Origin of the sequence: Peptoniphilus koenoeneniae, from assembly GCF_030812875.1 — a bacterium.
In the GTDB taxonomy this organism is placed as follows: Bacteria; Bacillota; Clostridia; order Tissierellales; family Peptoniphilaceae; genus Peptoniphilus_B; species Peptoniphilus_B koenoeneniae.
This window is the reverse complement of the sequence record NZ_JAUSTN010000004.1, coordinates 209,061-222,697: the sequence shown is the minus strand read 5'-3', so window position 1 is coordinate 222,697 and position 13,637 is coordinate 209,061. Positions and strand designations below refer to the sequence as shown.

Here is a 13,637-nt window from a genome sequence, read left to right as displayed (position 1 = left end):
GGCTTATAAAAACTTGAGCCGTGTGAGGGGAAACTCTCATGCACGGTTCTTAGAGGGGAAAGGGATAGTAATATCCCTGACCTACTCGACCAGACGATAGAGAATAAGCAGAAATTTATTTCTCAGATTATGACTTCAAAGACTCCTGTTCGTGTGGCGGAAGATGTGGACGAAAGCTCCCTTAACTATGCAGAGATTAAAGCCCTTGCCACTGGCGATCCTAAGATTAAAGAAAAGATGGATTTGGACAACGAGGTTACAAAACTTAAAATGCTTGAAGCAAACTATAAGTCCAATCGTTACAGATTAGAGGATAAAGTGTCGAAAAACTATCCTGAAGAAATCGCAAGAACGGAAAAGCTCATTGAAGCTGTAAAAAAAGATATATCCAATGTAGAGCCAAAAGCGGAAGGTGAGGAAAAGTTTACTTCTATTACTATTGCAGGAGAAAAGATTACCGATAAGAAATTAGCCGGAGAAAGACTGATTGAAGCTATAAAGACCGTAAAATTAAATGAAAGCAAGGTTATAGGTAAGTATAGGAATATGGATTTAGAGGTAAGTTACAACTTCTTCACTAATTCACATAACTTTAGCTTAAACGGTGCTGCAAAGCATTCGGGAGAGCTTGGAACAAGTGCGGACGGGAATATTACAAGACTGGATAACGCTCTTGAGAAAATGCCTGAGAAATTAAACAGGCTCGAAGAAAAACTTATCAGTACAAAAGAACAACTGGAAAATGCCAAAGAGGAATTAAAAAAGCCTTTTGAAAAAGCTGATGAGCTGAAAACTAAGATGTTAAGACTTGCAGAACTGAATAAGCTACTCGATATGGGAGAAGTGGAAGAAAAGAGAAATGACAATCCTCTTGTGGAAGATGTAAAGAGGGCGATTATTGACTTCTGCAACAGAGAGTATGAAGAAAACCACAGCTATGATGAGTTTGACACATTGTATCCTGATTTAAAACATATCGGTATCGCCTATACCAATACACCGGATGAAAGACATGGTATTCAGTATGAGCTTGATTTAGAAGCTAAAACATGGACACAGTATATTGATGATATGCCTATCAAAACAGAGAGCTTCGACTATGAAAACAAGGGAGAAAATGAAGCTCTAAGGAATATGAAAAATGAAATAGAAATGTCCTCTTTTAGCGATTTGGTTTATGTTGATTCCGAAGATTTAAGAGCAGCAACAGGACTTGATATTGATGATGAGGGTAACTTCTATGATCCGCTCTCTAAAGACCTCGATAATGATGGCATTCCTGATAGATATGACAATGACTTTAAGGACAGTGATTATTTTGAGTCAACCTATGATGTGGAGGACAATCTTCATTGCAAAGAAGAAACTGCACAAAAATCAGAGGATAAGCCATCTATTTTAGGACAGATAAGAGCTTATCAAAATGAAAGTAAAACAGAAGAAAAGCAAAAAACAAAAGAACAGGAATTTTTAAGATAAGGGGAGGGGAACCTCCCTTTTGCCATGAAAGGAGATAAAAACATGGATTACAAAACAATGAGAAATCAGATAGAAGATATGGTAAATGATAACCATAAGGACTTTGTAAAAGCGATTATAAGCATGGAAAAAGGTATCAATGATGAAAGTGCCTTAGATAAGCTCTATGACGCTTATATGGACAATGACAGCCTTAATTTGCTGCATGAGGAATTTGACTATATGATTGAGGATTTAAGAGAACAGGGACAGATAAAAGACCTGCCTTATGCTCAGGAAGAAAAGGATAATCTTATCAATATTGTTGGAAATATCGTTGGAGAGGTTGATGTAGTTGAAAGGGAAAATAAGAACGGAGAAGCCTTTAAGGTAGCGAATTTCTCCGTAGTATCTAAAGATGATGAAGGGAATAAGGTCTATCATAATTGCTCGGCATACGGAGAAAAAAGCGATATTCCAAAGGACTTTAAGCAGGGAGATTTTGTTAAGCTCTTTGGACAAATCAGAACCTCCATTGATGATAACGGCAAGGAGCATAGCAACATCAGGATACTTTCTTCAAAGCTGTTAAAGGCAAAGGAACAAATGAAAGGACAAGAAGAAAAGAAAGAATCTGTACTTGGGGCTATCAAAAAATATCAGGCTGAAGATAAGGAAAAGCCGAAAGAAAAGAAAGAAGTAAGCAAAGAAGCTGAGAGATAAATTTACGGTCGGTGTGGTCTTAGGACTGCACCGACTATTTTTTTATTGGTCTTGAATTGCCAAATCAAGGTAGAAAAAGAGGAGAGAAAAAATTATCTCTCAATCTCCTTGCCCATGTAAATTTCATAGTTCTTTCGTATTTGATAAAGCTCGTCCATAGTAGATTTTGAGGAAGAATACTCTTTCATGAGGATATTCTTTTTTTCTTGCAGTTTATCAAGTCTATCTAAAATATTCTTTGAATTTGGAAGTTTAGAATAGGAGCTTTTCAGCTTGGAAAGAGCAGTTTCATAGAGCGTGATTTGCGATTTGTATTCTTCAAAAAATGCCTTGTCCGATGGATTTGCCTTATATTCTTTGTAGTAGGCTCGATATTTTTTAACAGTATGAACTTGTTCCATAGTATCAGAAAGTAGCTGCATGTCCTTATCAATTTCTTTGATTTTATCTTGTAAACCTTGTCTTTCTTCAGCACTTTTTTTGATATATTCATCAAGCTGTTTAACGGAGTTAATGCCATGTTCTCTGATGAAAATAACTGATTCAGCCATTGTATTAAGGTTATGTTTTGTTGCCCAATATTCATAGCCTTTGCTCTCTTTCACTTTGGCATTGGTATTCATATTGATGACATTTCCTATTCGTTTTTTGACAGCAGGATCCTTAATAGCACTCCTTTCTGTAATACGCTCTTTTAATCTTTCTTCGGTATAATCTTCGCCAATCGTCTTAGACCTTGTAAATCTCTGCTTATCTTTTGGCTTAAAAGCTATATGTTTTCCATGCTTTATTTCATAACCAAGTTCCGCCATTTTCTTTAGAAATTCTTCCCAATCTTTAGACTGTTTTATCAAACGATCAATGTCAAATTGAAGCCTGCTTTTCCAAGAATTACCTTTCTTAGATTGCTCATTTTCATACCATGACTTACCATTTGTTTTGTACTTTCTCTTATAGCTCTCGTAGAACTCATCAATCACAGAAAGGTTATTATCCTTGCATAGCTTATCGCTTTGATACCTGATTTGGTGGTAACTTCTCTTGTTGGACTGATAGCATTTGCCCGTTACCATATTTACATTATTAAATATGACGTGATTATGAATATGCCCTTTATCTATATGGGTAGATAAGACAAATTCGTACTCATCCTTTAATATCTTTTTACATAGTTCAAGACCGATTTGATGTGCCATTTCAGGACTTGCTTCTCCGGGTAAAAAGGATTGAATGAGGTGTCTTGCAAGAACAGTTCCGTTTGTTCCTGCATCATTTCGTGTTCTTAAAAATTGAGTATGAGCAGTTTCCTGATGGCATTTATGAGTGCTTACTAAGATTTGCTCATCTGTTTTTTCTCCATTAACAATATATGAAATGGCAAGATTAAGGGTTGATTTTATAGGATGTATTTTTGTAATAGCCATAAAATTTAATCACCTCCTGAAGTCCTGTTAAGCAGCAGGGAATGAATTTGCCACAACTCTTTTGAGAAATGTTCAATCTGCTTTTTCATATCGTTTATATCATCTTTGTAGATTATGCCGGTCGAATTTACACGCTTTGCAATCTGATTTATGTTGTTTGTAGCGTTGGAAAGCAAGCCCTGTAAATCTCTAAACGGCTCTAAATCCACTTGATATATTTCCTTTTCTAAAACGCATTTGCGAATAAAAAGGCTCATATTTCTACACTTAGCAAGTTTTCTTTTCTCCTCAAAAAGAGCCTTTTCTTCTTCGGTTAATTTAATTTCAAGTCTTTCATTTCGTATTCTATTTGCCATAGGTAAATCCTCCTTTGAATGTATTTCGGGGTCTTAGGGTACACCCTAACAAGTTAAAAATTGATAAAAAAAGAAGCAGATCCCAGAGGGCTGCTTCATCAATTTTTTCGTAAGTGTCCGTACACTTACTGTGCTTGCTACAAAAGAATGAATTAGATAGCAAGCGTTAAGCAAGTTTTCAAATTTGTTATATAATTATAACATAAAAGTCAATGTATGTGTATAAATATCTTGACTTTTAAACATAACAAGTGTTATAATATAACTAAGTTATATTTGAAGAAAGGAGGGCAAATCATGGCAAACGGAGATTATGAAGTAACTCATAATAGGATTCTTAATAGTGGTAAGAAAATTTTCAAAGAACAAGGATTTGAAAAGGCAAATTTAAGAGCTATTTGCAAAGAAGCAGGTGTTACTACTGGGGCGTTTTATGGTCATTTTGAGGATAAGGAAGCACTTTTTTCTGAGTTAGTTGAGCCGATTGTAAGCCAAATCCGAAAATACTATGCTATGTATGAGGATAAGAGTTTTGAGACATATAAAAAGGAAGTTCCACTTGGGAAAGAAACCATTTATAAAATTTTAGACTTTAAAGCACATGGCGCTGTTAAGATGGTCTTGTATTTTTTTGAAAATAAAGATGCATTTGAGTTATTAGTGTTTGGTTCTTATGGAACAAAATACAGTAATTTTTTAGATGAACTCGTGGAAATAGAAGATAAAAATCACATCAAAATATTAAGCATGATTTATGGTGAAGATGGTGTCGGTAGTGTAATAACCGATATGGGAATTCACTTAATTAACCATGCATATTATTATGCTTTATCTGAAGTTGCTGTTCATTCTAAAAGCAGAGAAGAAGTAGAATTAAATGCCAAACTAATTTCAAAATTCTTTAATGAAGGATGGGGCAAAATAAGAGGTTTGTAAAATGGAAAATTTTTTTGCATCAAATATAACTTAGTTATATTAAAGATTTAATTTTATACAAATTGACAACATGCTGCTTTATAAGCAGATAAAAAATATTATATGTATTCAAGGAGGAGAAAAATGAATTTAAAAGGTATTGTAAAAATAGCAGTATTTTCTGTTATTGGATTTGTTCTTACGATGGGATTAGGATTTTTGACAGGTTCTTTTGGAATGATTCCGAGTTTGTATTTATCATCGGCACTTGCAACAATTATTGCCGCACCAGTTTTTGTAATAATGTGTAAACAAGTCGCACAAAGAGGAACAGCATTCTTATATTTCTTATTACTCGGCGTGTTCTATGCTCTTATGGGAATGTGGCCCGTAATAGTAGTTTGTGCAATTGCAGGAATATTAGCAGAGCTTGTGATTGGTAAAAAGGAAAATTACTCAGACAAAAATATGAGAGTAGGACTTGGTTTTGGTGCTGGTATGTTTATATATTCGCTTCATGCGATGTATTTCACATTCGTATTTGGAGTCGAAGGTCTTACAAAACAATTCCCTAAGATGTTTACAACAGACTATGCAACATTTCTTTATAATTTTTACACCCCTAAAAACATTGCAATTTGCGTAGTGATCGCAATCGTTGCATCAATTATTGGTGCTAATTTTGGAACATATATTTACAACAAATTCTTTAGCAACAGGAAGAAAAAAAGTGTTTTGTAAAGGTGAAAAAAACTATATAGAAGGGTACCAACTATTAGATAAAATCAACCCACTTACTATAGTTGGGTTGATTTTACTATTTTCAGTTATTCTAACTGTTGGAGAGCAATCACAATATTTATTTTCCCTTATTTTTGTCTTAGGACTATTATTCTTATTTTCTATAAGAAAGGCATTTAGAACGATATGTTCATTGCTTATAGTATGGGGGCTTATTTATTTGCTGAAACCCCACTTAGGAAATGTTTTGGTTGGTTCTATATATACAATGCTACTTATAGTGTTGAAATTTGCTCCACTTTTCATTTTGGGAAAAGTGCTGTCTTCGTATAGTTCTTCGCATCTAATTGCTGCATTTAGAAAAATTGGTATTGATGGTGGAATAGGTATAGGAATCACAGTATTCTTTCGTTTTATTCCGGAAATTTCTATTAGGATGAAGGAAATAAACAATGGCATGAAAATTAGAGGATTTAAAGCAAGTATTTTCAAACCAATTAAAACATTTGAATTATATTTTGTTCCTCTTATGTATAAGTGCATAGATATAAGCGATACCTTAACTTGTTCAATCATATCAAAAGGCATTGAATATGATGGCAAAAAAACAAGTTTTCATGATGTAAAATTTACTTTTATCGATATTGTAATGTTAATGATTGGAATAATTTTGGTTTTGGTGAGTGTATGGAAAATATCTTAGGAGCAAATATACGCAAATTTTCATACGGCGAGGACTTAGTACTAAAAGACTTAAAACTGTCTGTAAAAAAAGGAGAGATAGTTGTATTAACAGGTCTTTCAGGATGTGGGAAAACAACATTTTTAAGACTTCTAAATGGACTCATTCCATATTTTTACGAAGGAAATTTAGAAGGTAATATTGAGCTTTTGGGAAAAGAAATATCTTCGTATCAGAAAGGTGAACTTGCAAAATATATAGGAAATGTATTTCAAAATCCCAAGGATCAGTTCTTTTGCGATGTGGTTGAAGATGAAGTTGCTTTGGTAGGAGAAAATCTTGGGTTAGATGAGAACTTATTAAAAGAAAAGGTAGATAAAGCATTAAATTTATTGGAGATAGGTCATCTAAGAAAAAAATCTATCTTTGAATTGTCTGGTGGAGAAAGACAAAAGGTGGCGATAGCAGGAACACTTATTTATGATACAGACATTATCTTTTTCGACGAACCTTCAAGTAGCCTTGATTATGACAGTATAAGGAAATTTGAAAACATACTTGTTAAGTTAAAAGCGATTGGCAAGACAATTGTAATAGCTGAACATAGATTGTATTACCTTAAAAATATTTTTGATCGTCTTGTCTATATGAAAGATGGAACGGTAGAAAATATTTTTAAAAAAGGTGAACTCGATAACCGGAAGTGTAAAGAACTGGAATTAAGAACATTAAATGAAAAAGAACTTGTGTCGGAAAAAGAGCCATTAAAAACCAGAAGCTATATAAAAGTCGACAATGCAAATATTCACCAAGGGAAAAGAACTTTGATAAAAGATTTGACTTTTGACATTAAAGAAAAAGAAATCATGGGAATTATCGGTTCTAATGGAATTGGGAAAACAACATTAGCAAATTCTTTGTGTGGGCTTTCCGAAAAAAGATTAGATGTGAATTATGGAAAGAACAAGAAGGAACGATTGAAAAATTCTTATTTAGTTTTGCAAGATGTTGATGCTCAGATTTTTTTAGACACTGTGGAAAATGAGCTGATATTTTGTAAAGAAAAGAATACGGAAAGTGATTTGGAAGAAATACGAGATTACTTAAAGCAAACAAATTTGTGGCATAAGAAAGTAAGCCACCCACAAAAATTGTCTGGTGGTCAAAAACAAAGACTTGCGATTATTACTTCGTTTTTATCCAATCGAAAATTGATAGTTTTAGATGAACCGACCTCTGGACTTGATTACAGAAGTATGAGTATTATATCTGATTTAATTACAGAAAAATCAGAGGAAGTTCCATTTATCATTATTACGCATGACTTGGAACTACTATTCAAAACTTGCCATTCTGTTTTAATGATTGGCAGAGAAAATTATAAAAAAATATCTGTAAAAGGAAATGAACAAGTGATTATGGATTTTATGGATAATAAAAAATCTTTGATTAAGGAGGAGAATGATGTTAAATAAGGTTTTTGAGTATGCTGGTTCGCATAAGAAAACAATACATTTAGCGAGTTTTATTATGCTATTAAGTGTCATTATGGGAGTTGTGCCATTTCTATTTGCTTATCAGATTATAAATCCTTTGATTTTAGGACAAAATTTGGAATTCAAAAGGTTAGTTATTTTGCTTGCCGGTATTTTGATATGTTTGGTTTTGCAAGCATTATTAGGTGGTTTGGGTCTTAATATGTCCCATAAGGCAGCATATAACACATTATTTGGACTTAGAACATCTCTACAAAAAAAGATGGAGAATCTTCCCTTAGGAGCTATTGAAGAAAAGGGAACAGGTGCTATTAAAAAGATGTTTGTAGATGATATTGGTAGTTTGGAAGTTCTTTTGGCACACTCATTGCCTGAAGGAATTGCCAATTTAATTGTGCCTGTAATGGTATATATTGCAATGTTTTTCGTTGACTGGAGACTGGCACTTATGTCTTTGGCATCCATTCCACTAAGCATTGTCGCTATGATGATTATGTATTCCGCAGGAATGAAAAAAATGGGACCATATTATATGGCGAGTGGAAAAATGAATAATACCATTATTGAATATGTGAATGGTATGGAAGTAGTAAAAGTGTTTAACAAGCAAGCGGAATCATATCAAAGATTTTCTAAAGATGTTGGAGATTATAGAGATTATGCACTCGCTTGGTATAAGACTGCATGGCCATGGATGGCATTGTATAGTGCCTTGCTCCCATGCACGATTATATTAACATTGCCGCTTGGCGGTTACTTTGCTTACATGGGCTATGTTAGTCTTTCTGATTTGATATTGGTTTTATGCCTATCTTTGAGTATTGGCTTACCACTCTTAAAGGCTTTGGGATTTTTACCAACGATGCCACAGCTTAATTATAAAATATCTGCATTGGAAGATGCTTTAAATATAGAACCATTAAAACAAGGTGAAAACAAGTTTAAAGGTATAGATCAAACTATTTCCTATGACAATGTTACATTTGGTTATCAACTAAGCAAGATGGGAGAGAATGGACAACCTGAAACATACATTAAAAATGTGATTCATAATGTGAGCTTTACAGCAAAAGTTGGAGAAAAGACAGCCATTGTTGGAGAATCAGGCTCAGGTAAAAGCACCTTAGCGAAACTCTTAATTCATTACTATGATGTTTTAGAGGGAAGCATTAGTATTGGAGGACAAAATTTACAGGATATGAGTCTTAAGGCACTGAATAAAGAGATTTCTTATGTGTCTCAAGACCAATATTTATTTAATACTTCACTCTTAGAAAATATTCGTATCGGAAATTTGTCAGCTACGGATGAAGAAGTGATAGAAGCTGCAAAGAAAGCTCAGTGTATGGAATTTTTAGATAAGCTCCCAAATGGTATTTACTCTTTGGCTGGCGAGGCAGGAAAGATGTTATCAGGTGGAGAGAGACAAAGAATATCCCTTGCAAGAGCTATCTTAAAAAATGCACCGATTGTTGTACTTGATGAAGCTACTGCCTATGCAGATCCTGAAAATGAAGAAAAGATGGAAGCTGCGATTGCTGAACTTGTAAAAGGTAAAACATTGATTGTAATTGCTCATAAACTTCCGGCAATTGTAGATGCAGACCAAATATTGGTAATGAATCATGGCCGTTTAGTTGCAAATGGAAAACATAAGGACTTGTTAGAATCATCAGCAGACTACCGTAAATTATGGGATGCGACAATATTTAGTAAGGAATGGAAAATTGATAGAAAGGCAGGTGAAATGAATGTTTGAGCTAATATCAAGAATTTTAAACTTGTCAGGAAAGTATAAAAATAGAATTAAAGGGGCATTTGTTTTTGCCTTTGTTGAATCCATATTAAGTAAAATGCCTATATTTATTGCATTTACCGTTTTGATAGGATTTTATGAAAAAACGAATACCTCCAAAACTTTTCTATATGTAGGAATAGGACTTGTTTTAGTGGTTTTATTACAAGCGGTGGTTCATTTCTTAAGCGATAAATTGCAAAGTGCAGCCGGCTTTCTGATTTTTGCAGACAAAAGGATGGAGCTTGGAAATCACCTTAGAAAACTTCCTATGGGATATTTCACATCAGGAAATTTAGGAAAAATCAATTCTGTTTTAAGTTCAGATATGGCATTCATTGAGGAAGTATCCATGAGTACCATAGCTAATATGATGAGTTATGTGCTTTCAACCGTTGTGCTTACTATATTCATGTTTGTTTTGGACTACAGAATTGGATTGATTGCGGTGTTTGTAATATTGGTTGCAACACTGATTGCAAACGGCATGAATAAGATGTCTTTATCTGAAGCTGTTATCAGGCAAGAGCAAGGAGAGAAGCTAACAGATTCAGTTTTGTCATTTGCAGAAGGAATTAGTGTAATCAAAAGCTATAACCTTTTAGGCGACAATTCAAAGGCTCTTACAGATAGCTTTGCTTCATCAAGAGACACTTCTATAAAGTTTGAAAAGAAGATGACACCTTGGACAAGCGGATTGAACATCATTTATGGTATCGGAATTACATTTATTTTGGCACTTGCTTTGTATCTTCATTTACAAGGAATGTTGAAACTTCCTTATGTGTTAGGACTGATACTATTTGTATTTGACTTATTCAGTCCATTAAAAACTCTTTATGGAGAAGCAAGCAGGCTAACAGTTATGAATGCTGCTTTAGATCGTATTGAAGAAGTATTAAATGAAACAGAACTACAGGATACAGGTAAAAAACATATCTTAAAGGCTAAGTTTGGTGAGCCGGAAATTAGTTTTAATCATGTGAAATTTTCTTATGGAGAAAAAGAGGTTTTGCATGATATGAATTTTGAAATGAAAAAGAATACAATGACAGCTTTAGTTGGACAATCTGGTGGAGGAAAATCTACAGTAGCCAACCTTTTAGCGAGATTTTGGGATGTAGACTCCGGTGAAATTTTGATTAGAGGAGTGAATATAAAGGATGTTTCACTATCTGAATTGATGTCGGAAATTAGTATGGTTTTCCAGAGAGTTTATTTATTCCAAGATACGATTTTTAATAATATTGCCATGGGGAAAGAAAATGCGACGAAAGAAGAAGTTATAGAAGCCGCAAAAAAAGCAAGATGTTATGACTTTATTATGGCACTTCCTGATGGATTTGACACAATGATTGGAGAAGGAGGAGCAACTCTATCCGGTGGTGAAAAACAAAGAATTTCTATTGCTCGCTGCATATTAAAAGATGCTCCTATTGTAATTCTTGACGAGGCAACAGCAAGTGTTGATGTGGACAATGAAAGCTATATACAGGAAGCAATCAGTGAATTGGTAAAAAACAAGACATTGCTTGTGATTGCCCATAGATTAGGCACAATCAAAGAGGCTGATAATATTATTGTAATAAAAGATGGGAATATTGCAGAACAAGGAAATCACAGTGATTTAATGACTTTAGATGGAATCTATAAAAATATGGTACAACTGCAAGAAAAAAATAAAGGACTAAAAATTATATAAAAATTGGTCTAAGAGAGGAGAAGACGATGAAACAAGATATGAAAGAACAATTATTAACAAAAAGACCAATAGACTTGTTATTTCAATTATCTATACCGGCTGTTATCGGAATGATTGTTATCGGCTTATATCCGTTAATGGATGGAATATTTGCTGGAAAAATCATAGGGCAAACAGCAATGACTGCCTGCGGCGTTGCAATGCCACTTACCTTTTTTAACAGCGGTGTTTCAACTTTACTTGGTGTAGGTTCTGCATCTGTACTTTCAAGAGCAATCGGTAAAGGAGATCAAAAAACTGTAGATAAAATAATGGGCAACCTAATCTATTGGGTGATTTTCTTCTCTGTAATTATTACAGTTGGAGGAATACTTCTTGCTCCACATTTCTTGTCTATGGTTGGAGCAACAGGTGAAATCAAAGCCTATGGCATTAGATACCTTAGAGTGATCTTTATAGGCTCTTTGTTTGTAAACTTCACACAGTCCGCAAACATGGTTATGCGTGGTGAAGGACTGATGAAAAAAGCTATGACGATTATGGGACTTGGGGCATTACTGAATATTATTCTTGACCCTATCTTAATGACTGTTATGGGTGAATATGCGATTGAAGGTGCTGCCCTTGCAACCATCACAGCACAATTTGTTCAGGCAGTGGCAACACTACATTATTTCTTGAAAAAGAGTAAAGTTGTTAAAATCCATAAGATAAAGTCTAATCCGGAGATAAAAAAAGAAATGTTTGGGGTAGGATCATCAGCTATGATGATGCAGCTTTTATTTATGATACAACAAACTATGCTTTATAAAATGGCATTTAAGTATGGCGGAGATACCAATGGAATTTTGATGGCGGCATCACTTCGTGTATATGCCTTTTCATTTATTCCTCTTTGGGGAATGAGTCAAGGCTTGCAACCTGTTGTTGGAACAAACTTTGGGGCAAAACAGTATGACAGAGTAAGAGAAGCTATGAAGGTCTTTTCTATTGGCGGTTTAGTTCTTGCAGGAATCTTTTGGGTTCCATCCCTATTGCTGTCAAGTCAGATACTTTCGCTATTTGGTGTAGAAGCAAACATCATTGCACAAGGGGTTGGAAATTTTAGATTGTTCTATTCCGTCTTTATCTTGTATGGAGTAATGGTTATGACTGTTACTTTCTTCCAATCAATCGGAAATGGAAAGAAGGCAGGAATTATTGTCATGCTTAGACAACTCTTCCTGTTTGTCCCTGCCATGATTTTATTACCAATGGCATTTGGAGTAAAAGCAGTTTGGTTTACGCAGCCACTTGTTGATTTCATTATGATTGTTGTTGGAATCTTCATGATGCTTGGAGAACTAAATAAGATGAGCAAAGAAAAAGTACAAGCATAAAATTTCTTATTATGTGCGTGAATACCTGAAATAGCAGAAAGGCTTAATTTATGAGGAATAGTTAGCTATAAAATGGAGGGATAGAAATGGAAAAGTCTATATATTTATTTGAAAGAATAAACCACAATAAAAATAGTCCTTTTTCCTATAAGCTTTATAGCTGTTTATCTTTCCATATGCTTGTCTAAACAATTAAATATAATTAAAGGAAGAACAAGTTTCTTTCGTTTTAGAGGACTTCTTATGCCAAGATGCAGGAGTCCTCCTTTTTTTGCCTGAAAACGCAGACAAAAAAAGAATGGAGGAAACATTATGGCAAGAGAATATTACCTTTATGTCAGAGGAGAAAAGGTAAAAGTCAGTGAGCAGATATACAAAGTCTACTGGCGAGAAAGAGAACACGAGAAGTATTTAGAGCAGGTGGACAGAAAAAACCACTTGCTCTTTTTTTCATCATTGGATCATGACGGACACTTTGTAGATAACATCGCTGATGAAAGCGTTGATGTAGAAAAGATTGTTGAAACACAGATGATGATTGAAACAGTCAGAAATGCTATATCAAGGCTCAATGCTGAAGAAAGGGATATTATTGAACGTTTGTATTTCAATGATGAAACGGTTCGTTCAGTGGCAAAAATCAAAAGTATTACACATCCGGCTTTAATCAAAAGAAGAAACAAAATACTTGAAAAGTTAAAAAAATTCATCGAAGAACTTTAGAACTTCGGTAACCAAAGGGGTCAAATTTTCCTTATGTAAAGTGAAGGGGAGTTTGACCTCCTTTACTTTATTCAATAAGAGAGAAGCCTGCTTATGGCAAATAGGAAAATGTAAAGAAAATAATCCCTTTCAAATATTGATCTTTGACAACTGAATAGACCAAGGTAGGACTTTATCTACTTGTGGAGAATTATGACTTACGCCATGATCTTTCTGCTGAAAGCAATTTCGGTTCTATGAATA

At 34.2% G+C, this 13,637-nt stretch carries 11 protein-coding genes and 1 pseudogene; 10 read left to right on the top strand and 2 right to left on the bottom strand.

From position 1 onward, the window contains the following. Window positions 1-84: 84 nt before the first annotated feature. Window positions 85-1,479, top strand: a pseudogene (locus tag J2S72_RS05030) (helicase-related protein); the annotation flags it as partial. Window positions 1,480-1,521: 42 nt separating this feature from the next. Next, window positions 1,522-2,181, top strand: a complete 660-nt coding sequence (locus tag J2S72_RS05025; protein ID WP_000384988.1) for a hypothetical protein — start codon at window positions 1,522-1,524, stop codon at window positions 2,179-2,181. A gap of 92 nt (window positions 2,182-2,273) precedes the next feature. Here J2S72_RS05025 and J2S72_RS05020 read toward each other — a convergent pair whose 3' ends face one another. Together J2S72_RS05020 and J2S72_RS05015 are read right to left on the bottom strand one after the other, a co-directional pair. Beyond that, a complete protein-coding gene (locus J2S72_RS05020; protein ID WP_023054934.1) occupies window positions 2,274-3,605 on the bottom strand; it encodes a relaxase/mobilization nuclease domain-containing protein in 1,332 nt (443 codons plus the stop codon). 5 nt (window positions 3,606-3,610) lie between these two features. Next, complete coding sequence (locus J2S72_RS05015) at window positions 3,611-3,961, bottom strand: plasmid mobilization protein (protein WP_007895148.1); 351 nt, start codon at window positions 3,959-3,961, stop codon at window positions 3,611-3,613. A 297-nt stretch (window positions 3,962-4,258) separates the two neighbouring features. On the opposite strand from J2S72_RS05015, the gene J2S72_RS05010 reads away from it, so the two are divergent. The 8 genes from J2S72_RS05010 (at window position 4,259) to J2S72_RS04975 (ending at window position 13,394) form a co-directional block, all read left to right on the top strand. Next, window positions 4,259-4,897, top strand: a complete 639-nt coding sequence (locus J2S72_RS05010; protein WP_001273433.1) for a TetR/AcrR family transcriptional regulator — start codon at window positions 4,259-4,261, stop codon at window positions 4,895-4,897. Between the two features lie 123 nt (window positions 4,898-5,020). Beyond that, complete coding sequence (locus tag J2S72_RS05005; RefSeq protein WP_001049471.1) at window positions 5,021-5,617, top strand: MptD family putative ECF transporter S component; 597 nt, start codon at window positions 5,021-5,023, stop codon at window positions 5,615-5,617. Further along, window positions 5,550-6,320 (top strand): energy-coupling factor transporter transmembrane component T family protein, encoded by a 771-nt coding sequence (locus J2S72_RS05000; protein WP_442417715.1) that lies wholly within the window; start codon window positions 5,550-5,552, stop codon window positions 6,318-6,320. The genes J2S72_RS05005 and J2S72_RS05000 overlap by 68 nt, the downstream gene beginning before the upstream one ends. Continuing rightward, window positions 6,305-7,774, top strand: a complete 1,470-nt coding sequence (locus tag J2S72_RS04995; protein WP_019116057.1) for an ABC transporter ATP-binding protein — start codon at window positions 6,305-6,307, stop codon at window positions 7,772-7,774. The genes J2S72_RS05000 and J2S72_RS04995 overlap by 16 nt, the downstream gene beginning before the upstream one ends. Next, window positions 7,764-9,554 (top strand): ABC transporter ATP-binding protein, encoded by a 1,791-nt coding sequence (locus J2S72_RS04990; protein WP_000933065.1) that lies wholly within the window; start codon window positions 7,764-7,766, stop codon window positions 9,552-9,554. The genes J2S72_RS04995 and J2S72_RS04990 overlap by 11 nt, the downstream gene beginning before the upstream one ends. Further along, window positions 9,547-11,292, top strand: a complete 1,746-nt coding sequence (locus tag J2S72_RS04985; RefSeq protein ID WP_023054949.1) for an ABC transporter ATP-binding protein — start codon at window positions 9,547-9,549, stop codon at window positions 11,290-11,292. Before J2S72_RS04990 ends, J2S72_RS04985 begins: the two co-directional genes overlap by 8 nt. Window positions 11,293-11,318: 26 nt before the next feature. Then, a complete protein-coding gene (locus tag J2S72_RS04980) occupies window positions 11,319-12,671 on the top strand; it encodes an MATE family efflux transporter (protein WP_023054955.1) in 1,353 nt (450 codons plus the stop codon). 312 nt (window positions 12,672-12,983) lie between these two features. Continuing rightward, window positions 12,984-13,394, top strand: a complete 411-nt coding sequence (locus tag J2S72_RS04975; protein ID WP_050973568.1) for a sigma-70 RNA polymerase sigma factor region 4 domain-containing protein — start codon at window positions 12,984-12,986, stop codon at window positions 13,392-13,394. Window positions 13,395-13,637: the final 243 nt, after the last annotated feature.